This is a genomic window from Sphingobium sp. YR768 (assembly GCF_900111125.1).
GTDB lineage: Bacteria > Pseudomonadota > Alphaproteobacteria > Sphingomonadales > Sphingomonadaceae > Sphingobium.
In genome coordinates this window covers 164621-188999 of the sequence record NZ_FOGE01000005.1, presented here as the reverse complement: position 1 = coordinate 188999, position 24379 = coordinate 164621, and the positions used below count along the sequence as shown (strand labels likewise).

Here is a 24379-nt window from a genome sequence, read left to right as displayed (position 1 = left end):
TGGCTCGGAAATCACGGCAACCAGAAATTTCCACGGCGTACCTGCGTGCGCCACCCTATCCGGGCTCGCCTTGCTGTTGCTGGCCATGCCGGCCTCGGCGCAGACGCTCCATGCCCTGCCCGATCAGACCAGCCGGATCCGCCTCTCCAACCGCGACATCAATCATGTCGTGTGCGAGGGCGGCGAGATCGAGGACATAAAATTCTCCGCCGAAAAAGGCCTTGCCGTCGAAAAGGGTGGCTCGGACGCCTGGATCAAGTTCCTCACCCGCGAGATTGACGACGCGGGCCAGGTCACCCGCAGCTATGTGACGCAGCCATCGGAATTCTTCATCAGCTGCAACGGCGCCACCTATCCGCTCTATGCCGAACCGGCGGAGATCCCGGCCCAGACGGTGGTGCTTGTCGCTGGCGCCCGGCAGCGCGCGCAGGCCAATAGCGAGTTGATGGCCGCGCTGGCTGATGAAGATCGCGCGGTCTCGATCACCATGGCTCTGCTCGATAACCGCGTCCCCGCCTCTTTCAGCGAGGTCGCGCCGTCGGGCGGCATGATCGCCATCGCGGCAGCGCCGAGCCTGTCAATCGCCGAGCAACGCCGTATCGCCGTTGAGGGCGCGGGGCTCTCCGCTTCGCAATATCATATCCGAACCACGGCCGGGGTGACGCTGGACGAGCGCCTTCTGGTCGATCCGGCTTTTGGGGCACGCATTTTCTCGGTCACGCTGGACCGCATCCGTCTTGATGCCGGTGAAACGGCCCGCCTGATCGTGGTGCGCCGGGGAGTCGGGCAATGAGCGGCGAGATGGACAAAGACCCGGTGGGGACGCCGGAAGGCCTGTCCCCCTATCAGGCACATCTTGCCGCGCAGAGCGCTGGGCAAAAGGATGAGGCAATGCGCCGTCCGTCCCCGGCCTTGCTCGACTGGAAGGCCCAATGGGCCAAATTGTCCGCGCGGCAGAAGTTGCGCGCGCGCCAACTCGCCGTTGGTGTTGCCGTCGGCGCGCTGGGGATCGGCCTTTATGCAGCGTCCGGCAGCAAGGAGGAAGCCAAGCCTGCCGATCCCGCGGCATCGCTCAACATGGGCGCAGGTCTGCGCGGCGACAGCCTTGAGGTAAAACTGCGCGGGGATTTGAAGAAGGTTCTCGACGGGCAGCAACTGCTTGGTGACAGGGTCAGCGCGATCGAGGAAGGCAAGGTAGTTCCCGGATCACGTGCCCCGGGAACTTCGGGCGGAAGGACAGCTGTCGGCGGTCAAAGCATCGATGGTGATCTGCCTCCCGCGCTGCCCGGCAGCGTGCCCGCCCTGCCCTATCCTCCAGAAACCGGCGACATAAGCGCGGACGCCGACAAGCTGCCCGCACCTCCCACCGGGCCGGTTGCGCCGCCTGCCCCGCCCGCGCCGCCGGTCGAAAAGACGGTGGGCGCGATCGGGTCGGCAACCAGTCAGGTCGTGCCGACAGGCACGGCTGATGCATCGGCCTCATCCAAAAAAAAGAACCGGACGATCTATTTACCGCCTGGTTTCATGAAAGCGCGGCTCCTGACCGGGATCGACGCGCTGGCGAGCCGGGACGCCACCAGCAATCCGGAGCCGATCATAGCGAGGGTACAGGCGCCCGCCGTCCTTCCCAATGAGGTGAAGGCCAACCTTGCCGGATGCTTCGTGGTCGGCAACGCCACCGGCAGTCTCGCCAAGGAGCGGGTCGAGGTCCAACTTGTCTCCCTATCCTGCGTCGATTTCGACGAACATTCGATCGTCGACCAGCCGGTCAAGGGCTTCTTCGTCGACACTGACGGCAAGAAGGGTCTGTCGGGCAAAGTGGTGACGCGGGCGGGCGCGACATTGGCGCGTGCCTTCATCGCCGGGACTATCAGCGGCATCTCGCAATCGGTTGAAAGCACCTTCGGCAATACCTCGACCTCGGCCCTGGGAACGGTCCGCACGCTCGATGCCGGCGATGCGGCGAAGACCGGCATTGCCGGCGGGCTTTCCAAATCCTCGGACAAGCTCACCGACTTCTATCTCGATCTCGCCCGCCAGGCCGGTCCCATCGTCGAGGTGGGCGCCGCCAAGGATGTGGTGGTGGTGATCCAGGAGGGCGCCACCCTCGAGATCAAACCCGGCGCGGGAGGGAAGTTCTGATGCGCGCTACGACAGGAGGCACCATGCCACGCCAGTTTCACCCCGGTATCAAGGCTTGCCGGGCCGCGCTACGCGCACTTCCGCTTTTCGCATTGCCGCTATTTGGACTTTCGGGCTGCGCCACCGTGGGATCGGTGATGTCGCCTTACAGCGAGAAATTCTCCTGCAAGAACAGCGACCATGGCCAGTGCATTCATCCGGACCAGGCCTATGCGGACGCCGTCGCAGGCCGCGCATCGAAATCCGATCCCACCGTCACCAATGATCGCAAGCTGCTCGCGTCGGACCAGAAGGAACGTGGCCGCGGCATGAACAAAGGCAGTGGCAAGCCCGCAGCTTCATCCGCGGTGCCGCCTCCCGCCGGCCAGCGCAATGTCGGCACACTGATCGAGGATCCCGGCTCGCCGATGCTGCGCCCCTCGCGCACGATCCGGACGCTGATCCTGCCCTATGCCGACAAGCAGCGCCCCGACCGACTCTACATGGCGCGCTATGTCTATTCGATCATCGACCGGCCGGCCTGGGTCGTGGGTGACTATCTGGTCGAGCCCGGCGGGCGAACGCCCGCGCCGCCGGTGCTGCGTACGATACGCGAGCGCGAGCCCGGCACCCCCGACGCGCCGACCGGAGAGACGGCGCCGATGGCCGTCGGGCCGGAGCAACGGCCATGAACGCGCGGTCTGCTCACAAGAACCTGAGCTATCAGCGGCTGCGCGCCGCCGTGACACGCGACGCCTATTCCGACTTCCTGCCGATGGTCGCCTGGGTCGAGGAGGAAGAGGCGTTCCTGTGCATTGACGACGGCTGGGGCCAGGCCTGGGAGCTGGTCCCTTCCGCCTATATGTTCGCCCATGTGCAACAGGCGTTGCTCGGGCTGCTCAATATCCATTTCCCCGAAGGCACGGTCCTCCAGCTCATCACCTTCGCCGATCCGCTGATCGATCCGGCGCTCGACGCCTATCTCGATTTGAAGGTCCGGCCAGACCCGCTGGTCCAGGCCTCCGCCCGGCGAACGGCGGAGTATCTGCGCGGCGGAACTAGGGGGCTCGATGCGCTCCATGCCATCCCAGTGCGCGATTTCCGGCTTTTTCTCTCGATCAAGACGCGGGTCAGCCTCGGCGCCGACCTGCGCCGCCAGGTGGAGGAGCAGCTGGCGAAGATGGGTATCCGCCGCTTGCCCCCCGACGAGCTGGTCAGCTTCTATCGCCGGATCTTCAACGGCATCTTTTCGCCCGCGCCGGGGGTATTCCTCAGTGAAAGCATGGGCGGCATGCCCGCCCCCTCGATCGCGCGGCAGATCATCGAGGCCGGCCCGGACCTCTGCTTCGAAGGCCCTGAGGTCTTTCTCGGCAATCAAGTGGCGCGCTGCCTCACGCCTAAGGCGCCCGCCCGCCGGATCACCGCCGAGCGCGCCAACCGCCTCATGGGCGGGATGCGTGGCTCAGCGGAGGACAGTGACCAGATTGGTGGGCCATTCCTCTATTGCCTCTCGGTCCTGTTCGATCATTCGCAGTTCGAAATCCACAAGCGCGCGCAAATCCTTTCGGCGCAGAAGGCGGCGGGCAGTTTCGCGGTCGAGGTCGGCAAGCAGATCGAGGAGATCGGCTGGATTCTCGACGAGGCGTCGAACAGCCGGTTTGTCTCGGTGATCCCGACCATGTGGGTGTTCGGCCGCGACAGCGCCCAGGCGCGCGAGATGGCGGCGCGCGCCAAGCGATTGTGGGAATCGGAACCCCTGCCATTCATGGTGCAGGAGGAGAGCTATCTGCTTCCCGTGCTGCTTGCCGCCAGCCTACCCTTCGGGCTCTATCCCGAGAAGCAGACGTTGAAACTACTGGAGCGCGATTTTCGCATGCCGGTCAAGGCCGCGAGCCTCATGGCGCCGGTCCAGACCGATTTTCGCGGCGGCGGGCGCCCGGCCCTGCTCTATGTCGGGCGTAAGGGCCAGCTCATCACGCTCGATCTCTTCGATCCGCGCATCAACAACTACAACTTCATCGTCTCGGCCGAGAGCGGCGCGGGCAAAAGCTTCCTGCTCAACAACCTGTGCCAGCAATATTATGCGCAGGGCGCGCTCATCCGGATCATCGATATCGGCGGCAGTTACCGCAAGCTCTGCACGCTTTGCTCGGGCCGCTATATCGACATCGGCGAGGAGCGCCTTGTGCTCAACCCCTTCGACATGGGGCTCGCGCTCGATGGCGAGGACAAGCAGTCGGCCATTGCCATGGCCGTCGCGATCGTCGCTGAAATGGCCAATGCCTCTACCCGCAAGCCCGTCACGACTTCGGAATGGAACCTCCTCAAATCCGCCGTCCAGTGGACGGTGGACAGCGGGCGCGGCGAAGACGGCATCGATGCGGTGCGCGACTGGCTCGGCCGCTATCCCGACAATGCAGCCTCCGACCTCGACCGGGTCGACCATCTCGTGCCGGTCGCGCGCGAACTGGCCTTCAACCTGCGCGATTTCGGGTCGCAGGGCGCTTATGGCCATTTCTTCAACGGGCCTTCGACGCTCGACATCTCCCGCGATGAGTTCGTAGTGCTGGAGCTCGAACGGCTCAAAGCCCTTCCCGACCTCTTCAATGTGATCGTGATGGTGGTAGTGAACGCCGTCACCCAGGACCTCTACCTTTCGGCGCGCGACAAACCCCGTTTCGTGCTGTGCGACGAGGCCGCGCAGTTCATGACCCGCAGCGACGGGCAGGATCTCTCCCGCCTCGCCGAGGCCTTCGGCCAGGGCTATCGCCGCGCGCGCAAATATCAGGGCAGCTTCGGCATCGTGCTGCAGAGCATGAACGACCTGATGCTCTTCGGCGGCACCGGCCAGGTGATCCTGGAAAATGCCGCCACCAAATTCCTGTTGCAGGGTTCCACCTACGACAAGGCGGTGGACAACAAAATCCTCGACTATTCGGGCTTCGTCCTCGATCTCCTGAAATCGGTCAGGAACGCCAAGCCCAATTATTCGGAAGTCTTCATCGACAGTCCGCTTGGGCTCGGGATCGCACGGCTTGTAGTCGACCCCTTCAGCTACTGGATCAATACTTCAGCGCCCAATGAGGTTGCCGCGTTCGAAGCCCTGGCGCGGGCCGGCCGCAACCCGTTGGAGGCGGTGTGCGAATTGGCCAGCGTCGATCCCGCTCAGGTGCTTGGCGGCGCTGCCGGGAACTGGAGGGCGGCATGACGCACAAGCCCGCGCCCCATCCTGATCAGTTGGCGCTCGACTGGGAAAAGGACCCCGCGATCGAGGCAATGATCGAGGCCCGCATCGCCAGCCGCGCGGAAGCTGCCGCCTTCCAATGGCGGCTGCGCCTGGTGGGCATTGAGACCTGCATGATGGCCAGCCTCGTCGTCGCGGCCGGCCTCGCGCTCGACCAGCCGCCGCTTCAGACCATTCGCACAGGGCTTATCGTCGCCGGCGCATGCTTTGCGAGCGGGATGCTTCTCATCGGCTTGTCGGGCGCATGCGGGATACTTCTCACGCGTTTGTCGCGCTGGAGGCGCAAATGACCGACAGGATCGAACCCTTCACACCCAAAATGATCGACGACATCGGGGCGATCTGCCGCTGCAAGCGCTATCCTGGAGAGAGTCAGAATGATTTTCTGGGTCGCGCGATCCTGTCGCTTCACGAGACCAACGGCGAGTGCGCGCGCAGCCTTGAGACGGCTGACGAGTTGATAGCAGGGTTTCTGAAGGACGCTCGACGCATCCCCGTGCTGGGTCCCATCATGCAGATCTGCTGCGCCGTTTTTCCGCTCATTCCGTTGATGTTTCTGCTCGGCCGTCCCGTCGTCGTCTACGCTTTGTGGCTTGGTATTGTCTGCCTTGGGCCTGTCGTCGCAGACGCCGGATTCAAGCTGTTCTGCCGTCTTCCGGTTCGTTCCGAGCCGGCAGAGGTCGAACCGGTATGAACGGCATTTTCTCCTCCACGCCAGCGCCTGGGTCCATCCGCCTCCTTGTCGGCAGCCAGGGCTTGCTGCTCGTGCAGTGCTCTATCTCCTGGCAGTTGCCCGACGTGCCAGGCCTGTTCCGGGCTCTTGTCGTACTCACGGCGATCGTCGCAACAGCGGCGCTGATCACCTCCATCATCGGCGAGGATCGCGATAGCCGCGAGCCCTATTGGAGACGGCGTCATGGTCGCTAGATCGGTGCGCCGCCCTGTCCGCCGTCTCCAAGCTCTCTCAGGACTGTTGGCCCTGTCGGCACTGGCGCTGATGACACCCTCGGTAGTCACGGCCGCGACCAGCACCATCGGCCGCACCTGGCCGATCGCGGAACCCGATGCGCTGAGCGAGATCGAGGGCCGGGCAGCCCATGTTCCCGATATGAAAACCGCTTTCGGTCCGCGCGCAGGCTGGTCCGCGATGAAGGCAGCCACGCTGGGGATCGCACAAGCCGACCGGAACCGCTCGGTGATCCCCTTCTATACCCTCGATCAGGACATCCGCCTACCTGATGGGAAGCTGCTCTACGCAAAAGGCTACAGCTTCAATCCGCTCGCTTATGTCTCGCTCCCGCAGCGACTCATTGTCGTGCACCCTCACGATCTCGCCTGGGCGCTACGTACCGCAAGGCCCGCCGATTTCATCCTGTTCGCCGCCGGCGCCGCCAAGGACGCCGACGCGATGACGCTTGGCGAGCGCCACGGCCGCGCGCTGTTCCTGCTTGAGGAGCGCGTCAAGGCGCGGCTCGGCCTGACCGTCGCGCCGGTGATCGTCGCGCAGACGGGACAGAAGCTGGTGCTGACCGAAGTCGCCATGCCCCCAAACCAGCGGAGGGCCGCGCGATGAGGATGCTCTCGATCCGAAACATCCTAACGCTCGGCTCCGCCTTTGCCGCGCTGGCGATCGCATCACCGGCCCAGGCCTCTAAATGCGAGGCGGGCACGGTGTTCAATCCGATCACCAAAGTTCGCTGGAACTGCATCTTCCCGATCACCATCGGCGGGGTGAAGGTCGGTCCCAGCGATCCGCTCGGCAAGGCGCTCGATGCGCAATCAGCTTCCAAACCTTTATGCGCCTGTCGCAAAGGCGTGACCTTCTGGTTCGGGGTTAAGGTCAGTTTCTGGTCGCCCAATCGCATGGTCGACGTGGTGACCGAGCCCGGCTGCATGATGGCGCTTGGCGCCGACATCATGCCGACCGGCGGCAAGTTGCAGGGGAGCCAAAGCAGCCTCGCCGACGGCACCAACACCGCCAAGATGTTCGCCCAGATGCACTATTATATCGCGCCGGTCTGGAAGATGCTCGACATGTTCACCGACCTGCCCTGCATCGAGGATAATGGCTTCGATGTGGCGCTGATCACCGAAGTTCTGCCGACATGGCAGTCGGCGACGCTGGGCGCGATCATCCAGCCCGAGGCGATCCTGTTCGGCAATCCGGCCGCAGGCTTGGCCTGCATGGCCGACAGCGCCGCTGCGGCCGCCGGTAAGGTCGTCGATCCGCTCTTCTGGTGCATGGGGAGCTGGGGGGCGACCTATCCGATCGCCGGCGACATCCATTTCGGGGACAGTGTCGAGGCCTGGGCGGGTCTGGCCGCCCGCGGCGTCTTCATGATGGGGCGGCTTGGCGCACTCACGGTCAGTTCGGCGGACGGCTGCTCCTTCATCCCCCAGCCGGTCTGGACCAAGAGCCGCTACAAGTTCCAGCTGATGGAGCCGGTCAAGGGCGGCCAGTGCGTCAATGTCGGGCGGCCCGGAGCGCTCTGGACCAGCGCCAAGCATGCGCCCGGCAAGGACAATGCGCAATTCATGCTGTTTGAAAAGACGATCTGCTGCGCCGGGGTATCGACGCCATGAGCAGGCCGTTTCTCCCGATCCGTATGTCATCGCCTGGCATCAGCCGATGGTCTGCCCGTCATTCCATCGAGCCAGGCGTTCCCCATGCGGTCAGGCCGGCGTCGCATCCCCCCTGCGGCATCGGTCGGGCGGTCGGCGTGGCCACACATGCAGACGACAGTGCGGCGTCCCCCTCCTCGCCGCATATGGTCGTGGCCACGCTGACCGTTTTTGAAGGTCAGGCCGTGTTCCGGGCAGAGCTTGCCGAGCCTGTTCCAACTGTGTTTCTGTTCCGGCTGCGGCGCGGGTCGCGGCAGATCGCATTGAGCGAGATCCGGCCATGAGGCCATCTGCCCTCGTCCTTGTTGCAGCGCTCAGCCTGCCTGCTCCGCTTCATGCGCAGACGGCGCAGGACCGCGCCCGCGCTGCAGCGGCGACCGCGCGGGCGAAGAGCGCGGACAGCGACGCACTGCTCGGCAATTACGTTACACCGGGGCTGGCGGGACAGCCCATCACCACGGTCGATACCACGAAGGCGTTCACGCCCAACCTTGCCTGCCAGAAAAGCGCGACACTGCTCGAACTGCTCGCGCAGCCCAATGGCACCGGCGATATCGGCACGCTCAGCATCTCGCGGGACAGCGATCTCGACGGCAGGTTCGATGAGGCATTGGCCGTCCCTGTCCCTGCCTCGGGAATTTGTGCGAACGGGATCATCTCCTGCACGCCGGGCACCTGGGATGCGTGCCGCTTCTTGCGCTGGGACGCTTCCGCCTCGGGATCGTTGAAGCTGTCCGAGGTCGAGTTGACCGATCTTGCCGGTTGTTACTGCGTCAACAATAGCTGCGGCAGCAATCTGGTTTGGAGTAACATGGCCTCGGTGCTCAAGGATCTGGGCGGCGGCGTGGTCGGCGCCCTCACCACGGCCGATCCGCGCATCGGCGTCGCGCAGGCCTCCGTCGACGGCCCGGTCATCCGCTATACTGGCGCGCAAACGACATCGTGCAGCGCAGAGCCCCGGATCGGGGGCACGGCGTACAAGGCCAATCCCGGCGCCATAGCTGGCGATGCCTATAGCGCAGCGCAAGCGAGCAGCGTGTTCCAGGCACTTTCCGCTTCTTCGAGCGGAACCGGTACGTCGCAGGTGAGCCGAAACTGCACCATCTCTCGGCAGATCGCGCAGGAGGAGATGACTCCGGAAAAGATCATCGATCGCGTGTCCGGCGGCTACGCGACCTATGCCTCAAATTCCAGCAGCCGTACCTTTGTCATGGGCTCCCCGAGCGACAACAGCCTCTCGGGAAGATCCTGCACCCTCATTGATTTTCATATGACGCTGCGGGTCAAGGACGCCGAAAGGCTTCAGCAGGTTCTTCTGACCCGCTTTGGCGGTGACGACTGGGCGCAGATACGGATCGATGGCGAATTGATCGGTTCCGGACCGCAAACATGGACCGGAACGGGTTTGCCGCCAGGCAAATGCGAGAAGAAGGGCGCCTTCTATGTCGATCCCAATCTCGATCTCACAGCAAAGCTGACGCAAGGCGATCACGATATCTGGTTGCGTGCCGCGGTCGCCGATGGCGGCGAAGCCTATGCCTCGATCGAAGCGAAAGTGGACGCCGGCTGCAAAACGACCGAGCAGCTTGTCGATACCTGTTCGGGCTATGCGTCGAACGACACATGCCGTCTCGACAACGAAGAGGTCGACGGCGTCGTCACCTACCGCAACGGCATCAAGACGGGACTTACCCCCCTGCCCCAGACCCGGTTGATCGGCACTGGCACCTGCACGACCTCGATCAGCCGCGATTTCTTTGAACGCCGGCGCAATTATGCCTGCACGATCGACCAGAGCACCGTCCCACAGCCCGATCTATCGCGCGGCGCCTATATCATCGACCATTCGACAGAGACGCTGCTGGCCGATCGGGTGAGGAATGCCGATGGCGGCTATAGCCTTAACACTCGCAATTTCGCCCTTCCTGTGTCTGGCAGCGTCAATGCCTGCGAGCCCATCTGCAAGACCCGCAAGGCGCAAGCCAATAGCGCCGCGGCCCCGGACGGCGTGACCGGTTCGAAACAGACGAACCCGACCGGCTGGGACACTTTCTATCACGCCTGCCAGGACAGTAATGTTTGCCCCGCCGGCGAGGGCGAGGAGCTGGTGCAGGGTTGCGGCTGCATTGATGATTTTCCCGAAGCGGTGGTGATGATGCAGACGGTGCGCCTCGGCGGCGCGGACTTGGTCTGCACGGGAACGACTCGATGACGCCCGTGCGCGCCTTTCTTTCGACGCTCCTGCTTGTCGCAGCGAGCCTGCCGCTGTTCCCGGCGACTGCCATGGCCCAGCAATTATGCGCGGTTGATTTGAACGGCAATGGCGATGCGGCCGACGACGGCGAAACGGCGAGCTGTCACCTGACCGGTTCAGGCGGATGGCTGTGTCCGATCGGCGAAACACGCTGCGAGGCGGATCCGGCCGGGACGATGCACTGCCCACTCGGCGATCACTATGCCTGCGCCGTACCGGCAAGCGGCGGCGCGCCAAGCTGCTCGGCCAATGCCTGCATCAACACCAGCGCCAATCCCGTCGTCGAGGAGCCGCCGGTCGACGATCCGGGAGTCGATGCGGATGGGGGCGTCGATGCCGACGGCAATTGCCTCGGCACGATCGAGATCTTCTCCGGACGCGCGGCACGTTGCCGGCCAGCGGGTCTCAGCACCACGTTCCAGAATTGCTGCAAGGACAAGGGCAAGATCGTAAAAGACGGCATGGGCGGCTCGATCTCGTCTATTTCGACCAAGATCGCGGTCGCCAAGGGCGTCTTCACCGGCATGAAGGCCGCGTATACCGCCTTCAAGGCCGGCGCGACGGCGAGTCAGGCCGCCAGTGCCGGTGCCAACGCAATCATCGTCGGCATCGATCCGACATCGATCGCGATCAGCCTGGCCGTCAATTTCATGATCGAGGTGCTGCTCCAGGGCTGCGACCAACAGGACATGGAAGTGGGCATGCTGCGCGGCTCGGGCATGTGCCATGAGGTGGGCAGCTATTGCTCCTCGAAGATCCTGGGCATCTGCGTGCAGAAGGCCCGGGGCCACTGCTGCTTCAACACCAAACTTGGCCGTATCATCCAGGAACAGGGTCGGCCTCAACTCAAAGCCTTCAGTGCAATTGGCTGGGGTACACCCAAGGAACCCTATTGCCGGGGATTTACGCCAGAAGAATTCCAGGCGCTCGACTTCAGCAAAATGGACCTCTCCGAATATTATGCGGAAATCGAGGCACGCGCCCAATTCGAAATCCAGATCGATATGAAGGACAAGATCGATGCCCATATGCAGACGATCAGCAACTAGCCGCGCCCTGCTTCTGGCGGCTCTCACGATCGACCCCGCATCGGTGCGTGCAAGTGAACCGCGGGCCGTAGCCGATCAGCCGACAAGCGAAAATGCGCGTACTCGCATCCAGGATTACGGTGAGGCGGCTATGGAGCGCGTGAAGCGGGCTGCGGCCAAGACCAAGGCTTCAACGAAAGCCTCGCCCGTTGTGCCTTCAAAAGCGGACGCTGGCGCGGAGCGCCGCGCCTTCGAGGGTATCAACAGGCGCAAGCAGGCCCCCGCCATGGAGAAACGGGTGGAGGCCGATGTCGCGGCGGCGCGCGAAGCACTGGCCATCGAGCGGGAAACCGCCAGCCGTCGTATCGCGCAGGCTTTGGGCCTTGAACAGCCCGAAGAGGCGGCGCTGGCAGGGGTCGTGACCACGGGCGGCACGAAACGCTGGGTTCCGGTGCTGTTTGTGTCGTCCTCCATGCCGGTCGAAACGCTGCGCATCTATGCAGGGCAGCTCGAGCGTGCCGGGGGTGTTATGGCCTTCCGGGGCATGCCAGGCGGGATGCGGCAGGTCGCGCCGATGGCGAAATTGTCGGCGGCCATTTTGCGCCGCGACCTCGGTTGCGAAGGCCCGGCCTGCGCGATGCGAGACGTACAGCTCATCGTCGATCCGCTGGTGTTCCGGCAGCATGGCGTCACCCAGGTACCCGCGCTGGCGATGATCCCGGGCAATCCGACCCTGCCCTATTGTGAGCGCGACGAGGCCAGTCCTCGCGCCGCGCATATCGTCCTGGGCGATGCCGCCCTTTCCGGATTGCTCGAGGAATATGGCCGCTTGGGCGGCAAAGAGGAGGTGCGAGATGCTCTTGCTCAGTTGGCGGGCCGGTAACCGGCTCTGGCGCGAACTCAAGGATTTGCCGCTCCGGGCAGCCGTGGCGCTGGGCGCAAGCGGCCTGGGGCAGCCGGCGCGGCCTGCACAGCTTCTCAAAGCCTATGGGATCGTGCTGCCGATCGGTCTCTTCGCCTGGTGGGTGATGCCGCAGATCACCCTGGTCATGACGCCATCGATCGACGCCTGGGTGGTGCACCGTTCCCCTGGCGTTGTTGAGCGCGGCGATCTCGTATCATTCACGCTTTCCGACCCGGTGGCGGGCCCGGCCCCCGTCTCCGTCACCAAATATGCACTGTGCCTGCCCGGAGACCGGATCGTCATGGTCGAAAGGCCCGCCGGCCTGGGCGGGGGCCGGAATGGCTGGTATTATTGCAATGGCCAGTTGATGGGCATCAGCAAATCCGCCGCACGCAGCGGCAAGGCGCTTGACCATTGGCAGCCGGAAAGCGCGCGTATTCCCGAAGGGATGATCTTCGTCGGCTCGCGTCATCCTGACGGGTATGACAGCCGCTATTATGGCCCGGTGGCGATCGAGCGGCTCTCTCGCATGGAGAAACTGCTATGAAGCGCTTGTTCTCCATGGGTGCGGTCCTGCTCATGTCCGCCGGTCCCGCATGCGCCCAAGCGACATCTGCGCCCGCAACCGATCATGCGGCACGGGGTTATTGGTGGTACGAGACGCCCAAATCCGGCCCTGCCGAAGAGGCGCAAGATGACGCCGTTCCAAAGCCCCTCATCCCGCCGATGGTCGAGTTGGCCAAATGGTCGCCGCCCCGGATCGCGAAGCTCATCGTGGAGCAGCGCGACTATGCCGCAACCGTCCTCACGATCGACGCGGTCGCCGATTTCTGGCGCCTCCAGGATTTCGCCCGGCGCAAGGCCCGCGCCTTTGCCGGCGTGACCCAGCTTGCCATGCTCACCCATCCGCAGCTCAATGCCAGAGCGGCCAATCCGATGGTCGGCGAAGCCCGCGATGCGCTGGGCGCAAAGAAGGACCAGGTGCGCCGGCAATATCTGCGGTCCAAAGCCGGTGAATTCGCTCTCGTCATGTTTGCCCGCGAGTCCTGCGGCTACTGCAAGGTGCAATGGCCGATCGTCCAGCGGTTCCAGGATGACATGGGCTGGCAGGTAAGCCTGATGGACCTCGATCGCCGGCCTGAGATGGGACAGCGTTTCGGGGTCGAAGTGACGCCGACCACCATGGTCATCCGCCGGGGCAGTCCCCAGCGCATGGTCATCGCCGCGGGCGTCGAGACTTATCCCAATCTCGCGCAGATGGCCTATCAGGCGGTACGGCTGCTGAGCGGCGATATCCGGCCAGAGCAATGGCTGACCGGCGCCGGCGAAGAAGACGGGTTCTTCGACGCACTGGCCAACGGGCCGGTCTCCTCGACCGATCCGCGCGTGATCGGCGGCGATCTCATCGATGCACGGGAGCCCAGGCCATGAGGCGCCTGGTCCACATGCTGGTCTCCGGCCCCCTCCTGCTCGCGCCATCGGCATTGCTGCCGGCCATGGCCCTCGCGCAGCAGAAAGAACGGGACGCCGCGCGGCAGGCCGCCATTCATCCGGTGTCGACAGTTGCGGACATGCGACTTTGGCTTTCGCGCGTGCCAGTGACGCGAGACTTTCCGCCCGATTTCGAACCCATGCTGCGCGGTCAGGTATCGCTCTATGTGATCGAAATGAGCACCGCGCCAGGTTGCCTGCCGTGCGGCGATCTATGGTCAAAGCTTCTGGCATTCCGTGGTCGCTACGGCTGGCAGGTCCGAACGCTTAGGGCTGAGGAAGCGGCTCTGCGCTCGGGGCGTCTCGGCCTTCCCTGGGTCGGCAACCCCGTCGCCTGGGTGCGGCCGCTGGCCGATCCGGGTCGCATGGTACCGGTCGCGATCGGTACCGATCACGGCGCCAATATCGCGCGCAACACCTGGCTGGCCGCCCGGATGCTGTCGGGAACCCGGGCAGCCGTCGGCGTGCGCGCCATGTCGAAATTTACCGGAATTGTCGGCGTGAGGGCGCCGGTCTCTTCCGATCGGAGAATACGCTGATCGTGCGGGGGCTGTGTCGTCAACTTTTCCCATCAGGAAATCTGTCATGGTCCGTAATGTACGCCGTCCCTTTCTTGCTCTCTGCCTGATTGCAGCTTCATGCGGCCAGGCGGTGCCTGCTCATGCCCAAAGCTGGGCCGAGAGCTGGTTCGATAATGTCACCTACACCTCACCGGGCAGCTTCGAGGATCAGACCCGCGGCTATGTGACCGCGGGCGGAATGTCGGGCCGTGTCGACGTCCATGACGACTATCTCATGAGTCTGACGTTGCCCAAGGTGAAGGCGGGCTGTGGCGGCATCGACATGTTCTTAGGGGGAATGTCGTTCCTCGACCCCGACTATCTCGTCCAGAAACTCGAGACGATCCTGCAGGCCGCGCCGGCCGTCGCCTTCCAGTATCTCCTCGAAACGCTCGACGAAAAAATGGGAAATATAATTTCAAAGATGGAGGCAGCGACCAATTATCTCAATTCCATCCAGGTAAATGACTGCCGTCTCGCCAATCGCATGGTGCAAATCGCCAAAGGCGACGACAACATGTCGGGGATCGTCGAGGAGATGACCGGCTACAAGTCGATCCGCGAGGGCTATGCCAATAGCTGGCAGCAGAGCCGCGAGAAAATCCAGTCGAACAAGGGCAACCCAACGGAGGATCTCAAGGACGCACTCGCCAATTGCCCGGCAGAGGTCACGGACATCTTCAAGACCGGCTCGCTGCTAGCGCATGCCGCCGCGCGGGTGGGTGCATCCGATTGGGCGGGCGTGATGCGGGCCCGGGTCGGCGATGTCTATATGCGCTGGGACGCCAACGACAAGGTGCCGATCTTTTCGGCTATTCCTGCATGTCCGCGCCAGGATACCGAAAGCGCCGATGACTTCCTGACGGGACGTGTTCCGACCCGCGCGCTCAACATCCCTGCGACTGGAGCGGATTGTTCGGTGAACGGTGCGGGGCGCGGCGCGCTCATTTTGGCGCGCGAGAGGATGGAGGCGATCTCCGTCAAGATCCGGACGCGCGCTGCGCTCACCATTGAGGAAAAGCAGTTCGTCGCCAATGTGCGGACCCTGCCGGTCTACCGCCTGCTCGAATGGGGTGTGCGGCAGGGCCTCACGGACAGCGTGATCGCCGATACCGACGAACTTGTCTCCCTCACCCTCGCTTATCAGATGCTCAATGACCTGACCCGCTCGATCGACTTCGCACTGCAGAATGCCGAGCGCGGCGCAACCACCGCGGGCGCCGCCGATGCCGAGAATAGCAACATCTGCCAGACCCGCATTCTGACCAAGGGCATCGAGCAGTTGCGGGAGTTGCGCGACGAGGTTTTGCGCCAGCGTGCGCAGATGCGCCAGTCCTACATGGCCGCGATGAGCCAGGCGAACCTGTCGGCTAACTATGCCGGTGTTGTGCGCCAGCGCGACCGCGATGCCCGCGACGCCGCGGGCGCCAACGCCAATCGCAACCGGTGAGGCAAACCATGCGTCATCTTATCCGCTTGGCATGCGTCCTTATGGGATGTCTGGGCGCCACACCCGCGCTGGCCATCGATGCCAGTTACCACACATGGGACGGCTTTTCCGAAACCGTCGACGCGTTCCACCTCGTAGCGATGATCTTCGGCGATCCGCGCTACGAGACGCTGGTCGTGATCATCGCGGTGGTCGGCATCGCATTTGGCGCTGTCATCGCCAGCATCAAGGGCTCGGGCATGGGCCTTGTCGCCTTCGGCTTCCAGATGCTGGTCGGTATCGGCCTGTTCGCGGGGATGATCGCCACCACCGGCACCGTCCACATCTATGACCGGGTGCGCAACGCCTATCAGCCGGTTGGCGATGTCCCCAACCTGATCGTGCTGGTCGCTGGCGTCACCAACCTCATGGAACGCGCACTTGCCGAAACCATCGACGACAACACGACCGATCCCAATGCCAAGCTGGAGTTCGGCGCGGGTGGCCATGCGTTCGATCTGTTTCTGAACGCGGTTAGCCCACGCAGCCCGATCGTCGATACTTTCCTCGACGCGACGGTGAAGGATTATGTGCGTCAATGCTATCCGGTGGCGCGTGTGTCGCCGGCCTATGGCGTCGACGACGATCAGCTTTTCCGGACGTCGACCGACCTGCCCGCCTCGTTCGCGGCAATGGCCGGCCCCGCCACCTTCTCGACCGTGTTCACGGCGAGCGACAAGGCCGGGACGACGATGAGCTGCGATGCGGCCTGGGGCTATATTGCCGACCGTCTCTCGGACGCGACATTGTTCGACGCCTATAGCGATCAGGTCTGCTCTCGCACCGGCTTCGACGTGACCCAGGCGAGCCAGCGCGATCGCTGCCGCCAGCAGATCGATAGCCTGGGCGACATGATGCTGGGCCAGTCGATGAGCCGACAGAAGTTTCTCACCAATGTCCTGCTCGGTCAAACTGTCGGCGACGTCCTGTTCGAGGATTCGCCGGCGGCAACCGCGCGCGTGATGGCCAACCGGGCCATTGAGTCCAATGGCCTCGCCACGCTCTCGACCGCCAATGAATGGATGCCGACCATCCGCGCCTCAGTGTTCGCGATCATGCTCATGATGATGCCGATCGCACTCCTGTTCATCCTGACGCCGATTAACCTCAGGGTCGCCAGCTTCGCGCTCGGCCTCTTCGTGTTCGTTGCGCTGTGGGGTGTGATCGATGCGGGCATATACCAGCTGACCCTCGGCCGGGCGATGGACGTGCTTGCCGAACTGCGCGCGACCAACGTCGCAGCCGATAGCTGGATCCTGGCACCGTCGGCCGCGATGAAGGCGCTGGCCATCTTCGGTTCGTTCCGTACCGCCGCTGCGGGCCTCGCCGGCGCCTTCGTGTTCACCGTGTTCCGCTTCTCGGGCAATATGTTCACGGCCTTCACGTCCGGAATGCTCGGTGTCCAGGGCCAAGGCAGCATGGCAGCCGCGACTGTGGGAACGAGCGAGGGCTATGCCTCGGCGCTGGAAGCGCAGGCATCGGCTAGTGGCACCACGGCGCGGCGATCGACGTCGTTCGGGTTCGGCGACTTTGGTGAACGCAGCAGCTTTGGTCTCGACCGCAGCTTTGCTTCGGCCGGATCGGTGCTTGGCGAACATGGTGGTGGGGCAGCGGGAACGGCGGCCTTTGGCCTGGGTCGTACAGACGCCGCGCGGGAGCTGGGCGGCCTTTCCCCTGCCCTCGTCGGGCGGGATTTGAGCGATCCGGCGACGGCCAGCGCGATCCGCAGCAATGCAGCGACGTCGGCGATCCACAATTTCGCGCAGGGCGACGCGCTGCGCAAGCTGGGCACAACCTACTTCGGGGAAGGCCAGACCGGCGAGCGTGCCTTTGCTGCCTTCGCGCAGAACATGGTGCAGTGGAAGGCGTTCGGCGACCAGCGCGCCTATGAGATGATGCAGTCGGGCGCGCAGCGGCATTTCGAGCGCAGCGGCTATGATGCAAAGGACGCCGCACTCAAGGCCTCGACTGTGATCGGCCAGGCAAGCGCCGATCCGACCTTTGCCAAGCTGACAGCCAACGCCTTCGATCAGGAAAAGATGCTGCGTAATGACCTGACCGCCGCGCAGACGCAGGTCGGCGCTATGGAGGGACGACGCGACTATGCAGGCGACAGGGTTGCTGCCGTTGAGCGGAGCAATGTCGCAACCGAGCAGGCGCACCGCACCGGCGGCAATCAGGGGCAACGGCAGGCCGCGGCCATGCTTGGCCTTTCGGTCACCGAAACCAGCCGACGCATCGGGTTCATCAATGCTTTGTCGGGCGAAGCGCGTTCGACCGCCATTACGCAGCTCTCGCGTTCGACTGGGCGCAATGAGGCGCAGGTGCTGCGGGCGCTGGAAAGCTACAATGCCGCTGTCCAGGTCGGTACCGCCGACGGAGCGAGCGCGGAAGCCGCCCGCGAGGGCACGAGTGTCTACGGCCGCACGCGTGAAGCGGCGGGTTACGACTTTGCCGAGCGGTCCGGGAAGCTCGACGCCCAGCGCGAGATTGGTCCGGATGGGGTTCGCGGCAATGCACAAATCGGCGAGCAACGGCGGCAGGCGGACAATGCAGGCTTTGCCGAGGGCGCAGCAGCCGCCGGCGTCTCGGTCCGCGAGGCTGCCCGTCTCGATTCCTTCATTCGCGCGCTCGCGGGCACCGCCGGAAACCAGGTCGATATGGCGGAAGGCGGCGCGGAGGGCATCGTCGATCGGGCGCGCAATGAACGACTGACAGGAATAGTCGACAAGGAGCGGCTCACCCGTACCCAGGCGCTGTTGCGCGCGCATGGGATCGAGATGTCGAAGCGCCAGATCGCCATGGATCAGAATGGGGATGTCAGCCTCAATCTGACGCCGGAGCTCGCGGCACAGATGTGGCGAGGCGGGCTTATCAACGAGAGCCAGCTTGGCGCGATCGCCAATGGCGGGCACGCCCGGTTCAGCTTCGCGCACAATGATCTGCTCGTCTCCAGCAGCACCGGGTTCAGCCAGTCCGCCCGCAACGACACCAGTACGCGGTTTGAAGCCGGCAAACAGGCGGGACCAGACACGATCGAGCATTTCCTCGGCAATGGCGCTGAAGGCCAGGCCGCGATGGCCAACTGGCTGCGTGGCGGGTTCGAGATGGATCGGCGGGGTGACTGGCGGCTGAAACCGCAGGTCGCCGATACGCTGGAACGCGATGTCACCGCGATCATGGTGCAGACTGGGTGGCAGCGCTCGCTTTCACGGTCGGCAGAGCACTCAACAGCGGATAACCAGAGCATCTCCGGCGATCTCACGGCTTCAGCATCGCGCGGAGTTGGCTCTGGCGGGAAGGGCAGCGAGGAAAAAGCTGGCGCCAAAGGCAGTGCTACAGGCTCGTTGACGGGCAAGGTGAGCGCCGACATTTCCGATCGAGGAATTGCAGCGGTTGTCGCTCAGTCATCGATCGATACTGTGAATTACGATGTGCGGGAGGCGATCGCATCATCAGATAAAGCTGCCGCCCGTTCTGGTCGTCCGGAGGAAACTTTTGTCCGGGAACTCAGTGAGCGCGTGCTCGGTAATGACGGTCTCCGGAACCGATACCTAAGACAGGCTGACGCCGGACGTGGGACAGTCGATGTAACCGGTCCTATCACATCGATGGAACAGTCTTCCATCCTCAGTTCCGGGCGACTGCTTTTCGATCGCGACAACGGATTGGCGGACGGCGATCCCAGCTTCAAGGAGCGGCGGGATCGATAATGTCAGTCTTTGATCACGCCGATGTGCCGAAGATGGCGGAGTCCAGAGCGGGGGTCGGACGGATCGGTATAGGGATCAATCAATGGGCTTTGCGAAGGCGGTCCCGGCGTTATCACCCATTCGCCGCAAGCGACCTTGGCCTTCAGGAAACCATATCCGAGTACCGCGACCACTGTGATCGGATTGAAGACGAAGATCAGCAGCACCATCATGTTGACTAGATAGATGTTCAGCCGATCATACGGGATGGTGATCATCACCTCGAGTTCGATCCAGTAGAGCAGCGTCAGTGCCCAGGTGAGCTTCGCATACCATGGGCACCAGAACCAATCGCGCGCTTGCGGCGATGGCACTGTCGATGGGGTGCGTTCAATCTCTTCCGTTTGCTCGATTTCCTGCATAAAGCGCAGAACCTTTCTGGTGGGCAGATTAGCACAGCTTTTTCGGCCGGAAAATCGGTTCGCGGTCGGACAACCGATGTTCAAGCATATGATGAGAGCCACATTGCTATCCGGCTGTCCTCATCTCCTCCTTGCTTCTTCTCTCCGCTCCTTATTTTGTTCGGCTTCATTGCCCTCAACCGTGCGTTTCCTCCAAGGTCGGGAAAATAATGGCTCGGCTGTTGTTGGAGGCAGAATGATGTAGACATCTTGAATGGAAACGGCATTCAATCCATCTGACCGAAGCCATATTTGCAAAATGCGAGATCCTGAAGACGATGACGACAGACACAGTGAGCGCCCCTGAAACTCATGCCTTCGAGGCTGATGTTTCCAAGCTCCTGCACATGATGGTGCATTCGGTCTATTCCGATAAGGATGTGTTCCTACGTGAGCTCATCTCCAACGCGGCCGATGCGTGTGAGAAGCTGCGCTATGAGGCCATCTCCAACCCCGCGCTGTTTGGCGACGATCCTCAACCGCGCATCACCCTGACGCTGGACAAGGACGCCGGCACGCTCGTTGTCGAGGATAATGGCATCGGCATGACCGCCGCCGACATGGGCGAGACGCTTGGCACCATTGCGCGTTCGGGGACAAAGGCCTTCATGGACAAGATCGCCGCCGACAAGAATGGCGAGGGGCAACAACTCATCGGCCAGTTCGGCGTCGGCTTCTATTCCGCTTTCATGGTGGCGGGGAATGTCGATGTCGTGTCGCGGCGTGCGGGAACTGATGAGGCCGCCAGCTGGTCGTCGGACGGCCTCGGAACATACACGATCGCGCCAGTCGACACCGTGGAGGCGCCAGCGCGCGGCACGCGGGTGACTCTGCATCTGCTGGACGATGCGAAGACCTATGCCGAGCATTACACGGTCGAGCGGATCGTGAAGGCGCAGTCGGGCCATGTCCCCGTGCCAATCTTCATCAAGGAGCTGGACAGCGAGGAGGAAGAGCGTCAGGTCGCTGATGGGGCGGCACTTTGGACCAAGGCGAAGTCCGATATCAGCGAAGAGGATTATGCCGACTTCTACCGCAGCGTCGCGGGCCAATTCGACAAGCCCGCGCTGACGCTCCACTATCGCGCGGAGGGGCGGCACGAATATTCTGTGCTGACCTTCATTCCCGAAACCAAGCCGTTCGACCTGTTCGATCCCGACCGCAAGGGTCGGATCAGGCTCTATGTCCGCCGCGTCTTCATCACAGACGAGGCGGAAATCCTGCCTCGCTACCTACGCTTCGTGCGGGGTCTTGTGGACTCCGCGGACCTGCCGCTCAACATGTCGCGCGAAATGATCCAGGACAGCCCGGTCTTGTCCGCGATTCAGAAGGGCGTGAGCAACCGCCTCCTGTCGGAACTGGACAAGATCGCAACCAGCGATGCTGACCGCTATGGCGCGATCTGGGAGAATTTCGGGGCGGTGCTGAAGGAAGGCCTCTATGAGGATTTCGAGCGGCGCGCGCAGTTGCTGGGCCTTGCCCGGTTCAAGACCAGCACGTCGAACGGCGAGTGGCGTTCGCTCAAGGACTATGCGGCTTCCCTCAAGGACAACCAGACCGCGATCTATTATGCGACCGGGACCGATCTCGATCGCATCGCCCAATCGCCGCAGCTCGAGGGCTTCAAGGCGCGTGGGATCGAGGTTTTGTTGCTCCCCGACCAGGTCGACAGCTTTTGGACGACCGTTGGTGTGGATTATGACGGCAAGCCCTTCAAGTCGGTGACCCAAGGCGCGACCGACCTCAGCCTGATCCCGCTGGCTGAAGGCAGCGCAGCGACGGACGCGCCGAGCGAGGATGTGAGCAGCTTCATCAGCTTCGCCAAGGACGCCCTGGCTGAACAGGTTTCCGACGTCCGCATGTCCAACCGGTTGACGACCAGCGCCGTCTGCATTGTCGCTTCAGAAAGTGCGATGGACCTGCAACTCGAACGGATGCTGGCAGCGGCGGGGCAGGCGCCTGAGCGGGCGAAGCCAGTGCTGGAAGTCAATGCCGGCCATACGCTGATCGCGAAGCTCGGCCAGACCGGAGCCAGCGACGAAGAGCGGAGCGACCTCGCCTTCCTGCTCCTCGACGAAGCGCGCATCGCCGAAGGTCAGCCACCCGCCGATCCTCGCGCTTTTGCGGAGCGGCTGGAGCGGTTGATGGCGAAATCGCTGAACTGACGGGCCATTTCCCGACAGGGAGGTGGCCCCCCTGTCGAAGGCCAGGCCGTGAAAAGCTCGCGCGGAGGCTGGCATATGGGCGCCGTTCGTTTCGCGCGTTTCGGCGAGCAAACGAACCTGCCTCGCTATGTTTCGAACTGCGAAACAAAATATGGAGGCTTGCTCAGACCATTCAAACTCCGTATCGCGAATCACTATCATTAGCGAAACTAATACGGGGTTTGTTTTGTCTATATACCGCGCGACGCTCTTTGCGTCTGTTCCCTTCTGGGCATCGGTAGCTGCCGCGCAGGAAGCCCCTGCGTCGGCTCCAGATGCGGCTATGGCCGAAGGCGATCAGATCATCGTAACCGGCCGCGCCCAGCGCCTCTACCGCACCGAGACCACAACCGTCGGCAAAAGCGCCGAAGATCCGCTCGACGTTCCGCAGGCGTTGCAGGTGATCAACAAGGATCTTTTTGCCGATCAGGGCGCACGCGACGCAACCGACATCTATCGCAATATTTCCGGCGTCAGTTTCTTCAGCTATGCTGGCGTCACCTTCCGCGGATTTCGCCAGGACCAGTCTTTCTACGACGGCATGCGGGGCAACCCGTTCATCGGCTTTTCGGTGCCCCAGCTTTTCAATATCGAACGGGTGGAAGTGTTGAAGGGACCGGCTGGCCTCTTTTTTGGACCTGGCTCTCCCGGCGGCATCATCAATTATGTGTCGAAGGTGCCCGGCGACATCAACGCCATGCGCCTGGTGGCGACGGCGGGCAATTTTGACCGGCGTGGCATATCGGCCGAAGCGACCGGCCCGATCGACAAGGACGGGATCGTCACCTACCGCCTCGGCGGCTTTTACGAGGCGATGAACCCCTATCGGCGCAATACGAAGAATGTGTCGCTGATCGGCGACGGCGGTATTGCCATCAAGACCAACGAGGGCGGCAAGCTGACACTCCAGGCGACGGTCTACGACAATGATCTTCAGGCAAACCGCCTGCGCGGCATATTGACCGATGATGACGGCAATTTCCTGACGGACATTCGCTGGAACGCGAACGAACCGACCGATTTCCTGCATCTGAAGTCTCAGGCCTATCAGGCGCGTTATGCGACCGCGATCGGGGACCGGTTCACGTTCGACGCCGGGGTCCGCTATTTCAAGGCGACCGAAACGCAGCAATATCATGAGCCGCGCGGGTTGGTCGCTGGCAGCACCAATCTGGTCGCGCGCGAGTTTCGTGACCAGATCCGCGATGTCGATGGCCTGTCTTTTTCCGCCAACCTGATGGCGCGCGTCGATCTGCTCGGCATGGAGCATAAATTCCAGACCGGAGCGGACTGGTATGACGAGACGAGTGTGCTCAATTCGCGCATCCTGCGGGCGGGCGTTACGCCGCTTAGCCTCAGCAATCCCGTCTATACCAACAGCGCGCGCGATGTGGCGCGAGCCGCACTGCTGCCGTTCACCGTCACGGATACGCGCACGAAGCGTCAGGGCGCTTATCTTCAGGACCAGATCAGCCTCAGCGATGCCTTCAAGCTGGTCGGTGGCGTGCGCTACGACAAGTTCGAGGATCGCGTGGTCAACACCGCCTCTTATAAGGACAGCGATATCACCTTCCGCACCGGCGCGATCTACAAGCCGCGCAAGGATGTCTCTCTCTATCTGAGCTGGTCGCAAAGTTTCGAACCACAGACGGCCGCAAGTCAGAATGGCGACGTCGGCGGTCCCTTCGCGCCAGTCACCGGCGACCAGTTCGAAGGCGGCATCAAGACCGACCTGTTCGACGGCAGGCTCCAGGCCAATCTGGCCGCCTACCGCATCGTGCGCAAGAATATCCTCCAGGCTGATACCAGCCTGCCGCCCGTCAACGGGCAGGACCAGTTACGCCCGATCGGTGAGGTGACGAGCAAGGGGTTCGAGATCGACCTGTCGACCGACATTACCGCCAATTGGGTGGCGCTGGTCGATTATGGCTATAATGACACGAAGATCACCGGCACGATCGCGGGACAGGCGATCACCAATGCCGTCGGCAATCGCTTCGCCAACGCGCCCAAGCACAAGGTTGGCTTCTGGACGCGCTATCAGGTGCCGACGATCGACGCCGCCTTCGCGGTCGGCGGCGAACATGTGTCCAAACGCATCAGCCTGTCGGGGCAGACCGTAAAGCCCTACACGATCTTCGACGCCTCGATCACCAAGGGGCTTGGTTTTGCCGAACTGATGCTGCGCGTCGATAATATATTCGACAAGGTCTATGCCGCGTCGGGCTTTTCGGCACAGAGCGGGCACTTTCCCGGCGAGCCGCGGACATTCCTGGCCGAACTTCGTTTCAAATTCTGACCATGGACAA

General features: G+C 63.1%; 21 protein-coding genes. 20 read left to right on the top strand and 1 reads right to left on the bottom strand.

The window, feature by feature from the left end:
• Positions 1-85 precede the first annotated feature (85 nt).
• The 18 genes from BMX92_RS09325 to BMX92_RS09240 all read left to right on the top strand — a co-directional run bounded on the left by BMX92_RS09325 (position 86) and on the right by BMX92_RS09240 (position 19426).
• Positions 86-793: a type-F conjugative transfer system secretin TraK gene (locus BMX92_RS09325; RefSeq protein ID WP_371262303.1), complete on the top strand. Its 708-nt coding sequence runs from the start codon at positions 86-88 to the stop codon at positions 791-793.
• Positions 790-2142: a TraB/VirB10 family protein gene (locus BMX92_RS09320; RefSeq protein ID WP_093015445.1), complete on the top strand. Its 1353-nt coding sequence runs from the start codon at positions 790-792 to the stop codon at positions 2140-2142. The genes BMX92_RS09325 and BMX92_RS09320 overlap by 4 nt, the downstream gene beginning before the upstream one ends.
• A complete protein-coding gene (gene traV / locus BMX92_RS09315) occupies positions 2142-2813 on the top strand; it encodes a type IV conjugative transfer system lipoprotein TraV (protein ID WP_256213338.1) in 672 nt (223 codons plus the stop codon). The genes BMX92_RS09320 and traV overlap by 1 nt, the downstream gene beginning before the upstream one ends.
• Positions 2810-5329 (top strand): TraC family protein, encoded by a 2520-nt coding sequence (locus BMX92_RS09310; protein ID WP_093015440.1) that lies wholly within the window; start codon positions 2810-2812, stop codon positions 5327-5329. Before traV ends, BMX92_RS09310 begins: the two co-directional genes overlap by 4 nt.
• Entirely contained in the window at positions 5326-5655 is a 330-nt protein-coding gene (locus tag BMX92_RS09305) for a hypothetical protein (protein ID WP_093015438.1), read from the top strand. The genes BMX92_RS09310 and BMX92_RS09305 overlap by 4 nt, the downstream gene beginning before the upstream one ends.
• On the top strand, positions 5652-6059 hold the full coding sequence (locus BMX92_RS09300) for a hypothetical protein (protein ID WP_093015435.1): 408 nt from the start codon (positions 5652-5654) through the stop codon (positions 6057-6059). The genes BMX92_RS09305 and BMX92_RS09300 overlap by 4 nt, the downstream gene beginning before the upstream one ends.
• Positions 6056-6292: a hypothetical protein gene (locus BMX92_RS09295; protein ID WP_093015432.1), complete on the top strand. Its 237-nt coding sequence runs from the start codon at positions 6056-6058 to the stop codon at positions 6290-6292. The genes BMX92_RS09300 and BMX92_RS09295 overlap by 4 nt, the downstream gene beginning before the upstream one ends.
• 70 nt (positions 6293-6362) lie before the next feature.
• Positions 6363-6938, top strand: a complete 576-nt coding sequence (locus BMX92_RS09290) for a conjugal transfer protein TraW (protein ID WP_093015636.1) — start codon at positions 6363-6365, stop codon at positions 6936-6938.
• Positions 6935-7948, top strand: coding sequence for a TraU family protein (locus BMX92_RS09285; RefSeq protein WP_093015429.1), 1014 nt, complete (start codon positions 6935-6937; stop codon positions 7946-7948). Before BMX92_RS09290 ends, BMX92_RS09285 begins: the two co-directional genes overlap by 4 nt.
• Positions 7949-8085: 137 nt before the next feature.
• Positions 8086-8271, top strand: a complete 186-nt coding sequence (locus BMX92_RS27930; protein ID WP_256213337.1) for a hypothetical protein — start codon at positions 8086-8088, stop codon at positions 8269-8271.
• Positions 8268-10199, top strand: a complete 1932-nt coding sequence (locus BMX92_RS09275; protein WP_093015423.1) for a hypothetical protein — start codon at positions 8268-8270, stop codon at positions 10197-10199. Before BMX92_RS27930 ends, BMX92_RS09275 begins: the two co-directional genes overlap by 4 nt.
• Positions 10196-11290, top strand: coding sequence for a conjugal transfer protein TraN (gene traN, locus BMX92_RS09270; protein ID WP_093015420.1), 1095 nt, complete (start codon positions 10196-10198; stop codon positions 11288-11290). The genes BMX92_RS09275 and traN overlap by 4 nt, the downstream gene beginning before the upstream one ends.
• Before the next feature lie 130 nt (positions 11291-11420).
• A complete protein-coding gene (locus BMX92_RS09265; protein ID WP_256213336.1) occupies positions 11421-12152 on the top strand; it encodes a type-F conjugative transfer system pilin assembly protein TrbC in 732 nt (243 codons plus the stop codon).
• On the top strand, positions 12124-12720 hold the full coding sequence (locus BMX92_RS09260) for a S26 family signal peptidase (protein WP_093015413.1): 597 nt from the start codon (positions 12124-12126) through the stop codon (positions 12718-12720). The genes BMX92_RS09265 and BMX92_RS09260 overlap by 29 nt, the downstream gene beginning before the upstream one ends.
• A complete protein-coding gene (locus BMX92_RS09255) occupies positions 12717-13604 on the top strand; it encodes a conjugal transfer protein TraF (protein ID WP_093015410.1) in 888 nt (295 codons plus the stop codon). The genes BMX92_RS09260 and BMX92_RS09255 overlap by 4 nt, the downstream gene beginning before the upstream one ends.
• Positions 13601-14203 carry a hypothetical protein gene (locus tag BMX92_RS09250; protein WP_093015407.1) on the top strand — a complete coding sequence of 201 codons (603 nt, stop codon included), beginning with the start codon at positions 13601-13603 and terminating at the stop codon, positions 14201-14203. The genes BMX92_RS09255 and BMX92_RS09250 overlap by 4 nt, the downstream gene beginning before the upstream one ends.
• 46 nt (positions 14204-14249) lie before the next feature.
• The gene (locus BMX92_RS09245; protein ID WP_093015404.1) at positions 14250-15674 is read left to right on the top strand and encodes a conjugal transfer protein TraH; all 1425 of its coding nucleotides are present in this window, start codon (positions 14250-14252) and stop codon (positions 15672-15674) included.
• A gap of 8 nt (positions 15675-15682) precedes the next feature.
• Positions 15683-19426: a conjugal transfer protein TraG N-terminal domain-containing protein gene (locus BMX92_RS09240; RefSeq protein ID WP_093015401.1), complete on the top strand. Its 3744-nt coding sequence runs from the start codon at positions 15683-15685 to the stop codon at positions 19424-19426.
• A 2-nt stretch (positions 19427-19428) separates the two neighbouring features.
• On the opposite strand, the gene BMX92_RS09235 is transcribed toward BMX92_RS09240, so the two are convergent.
• Positions 19429-19929, bottom strand: a complete 501-nt coding sequence (locus tag BMX92_RS09235; protein WP_256213335.1) for a hypothetical protein — start codon at positions 19927-19929, stop codon at positions 19429-19431.
• Positions 19930-20144: 215 nt separating this feature from the next.
• Here BMX92_RS09235 and htpG point away from each other — a divergent pair, with 215 nt between their 5' ends.
• Positions 20145-22031: a molecular chaperone HtpG gene (htpG, locus tag BMX92_RS09230; RefSeq protein WP_093015395.1), complete on the top strand. Its 1887-nt coding sequence runs from the start codon at positions 20145-20147 to the stop codon at positions 22029-22031.
• Between the two features lie 322 nt (positions 22032-22353).
• Positions 22354-24369 (top strand): TonB-dependent siderophore receptor, encoded by a 2016-nt coding sequence (locus BMX92_RS09225; protein WP_256213334.1) that lies wholly within the window; start codon positions 22354-22356, stop codon positions 24367-24369.
• Positions 24370-24379 lie beyond the last annotated feature (10 nt).

What these genes read in the sequence shown, in the direction of transcription:
- BMX92_RS09305 (WP_093015438.1), top strand. Translation starts at nt 5,326, where the DNA reads ATGACGCACAAGCCCGCGCCCCATCCTGATCAGTTGGCGCTCGACTGG.
- BMX92_RS09285 (WP_093015429.1), top strand. Translation starts at nt 6,935, where the DNA reads ATGAGGATGCTCTCGATCCGAAACATCCTAACGCTCGGCTCCGCCTTT.
- traV (WP_256213338.1), top strand. Translation starts at nt 2,142, where the DNA reads ATGCGCGCTACGACAGGAGGCACCATGCCACGCCAGTTTCACCCCGGT.
- BMX92_RS09265 (WP_256213336.1), top strand. Translation starts at nt 11,421, where the DNA reads ATGGAGCGCGTGAAGCGGGCTGCGGCCAAGACCAAGGCTTCAACGAAA.
- htpG (WP_093015395.1), top strand. Translation starts at nt 20,145, where the DNA reads ATGACGACAGACACAGTGAGCGCCCCTGAAACTCATGCCTTCGAGGCT.
- BMX92_RS09275 (WP_093015423.1), top strand. Translation starts at nt 8,268, where the DNA reads ATGAGGCCATCTGCCCTCGTCCTTGTTGCAGCGCTCAGCCTGCCTGCT.
- traN (WP_093015420.1), top strand. Translation starts at nt 10,196, where the DNA reads ATGACGCCCGTGCGCGCCTTTCTTTCGACGCTCCTGCTTGTCGCAGCG.
- BMX92_RS09300 (WP_093015435.1), top strand. Translation starts at nt 5,652, where the DNA reads ATGACCGACAGGATCGAACCCTTCACACCCAAAATGATCGACGACATC.
- BMX92_RS09245 (WP_093015404.1), top strand. Translation starts at nt 14,250, where the DNA reads ATGGTCCGTAATGTACGCCGTCCCTTTCTTGCTCTCTGCCTGATTGCA.
- BMX92_RS09310 (WP_093015440.1), top strand. Translation starts at nt 2,810, where the DNA reads ATGAACGCGCGGTCTGCTCACAAGAACCTGAGCTATCAGCGGCTGCGC.
- BMX92_RS09250 (WP_093015407.1), top strand. Translation starts at nt 13,601, where the DNA reads ATGAGGCGCCTGGTCCACATGCTGGTCTCCGGCCCCCTCCTGCTCGCG.
- BMX92_RS09225 (WP_256213334.1), top strand. Translation starts at nt 22,354, where the DNA reads ATGGCCGAAGGCGATCAGATCATCGTAACCGGCCGCGCCCAGCGCCTC.
- BMX92_RS09240 (WP_093015401.1), top strand. Translation starts at nt 15,683, where the DNA reads ATGCGTCATCTTATCCGCTTGGCATGCGTCCTTATGGGATGTCTGGGC.
- BMX92_RS09260 (WP_093015413.1), top strand. Translation starts at nt 12,124, where the DNA reads ATGCTCTTGCTCAGTTGGCGGGCCGGTAACCGGCTCTGGCGCGAACTC.
- BMX92_RS09290 (WP_093015636.1), top strand. Translation starts at nt 6,363, where the DNA reads ATGACACCCTCGGTAGTCACGGCCGCGACCAGCACCATCGGCCGCACC.
- BMX92_RS09295 (WP_093015432.1), top strand. Translation starts at nt 6,056, where the DNA reads ATGAACGGCATTTTCTCCTCCACGCCAGCGCCTGGGTCCATCCGCCTC.
- BMX92_RS09320 (WP_093015445.1), top strand. Translation starts at nt 790, where the DNA reads ATGAGCGGCGAGATGGACAAAGACCCGGTGGGGACGCCGGAAGGCCTG.
- BMX92_RS09255 (WP_093015410.1), top strand. Translation starts at nt 12,717, where the DNA reads ATGAAGCGCTTGTTCTCCATGGGTGCGGTCCTGCTCATGTCCGCCGGT.
- BMX92_RS09325 (WP_371262303.1), top strand. Translation starts at nt 86, where the DNA reads ATGCCGGCCTCGGCGCAGACGCTCCATGCCCTGCCCGATCAGACCAGC.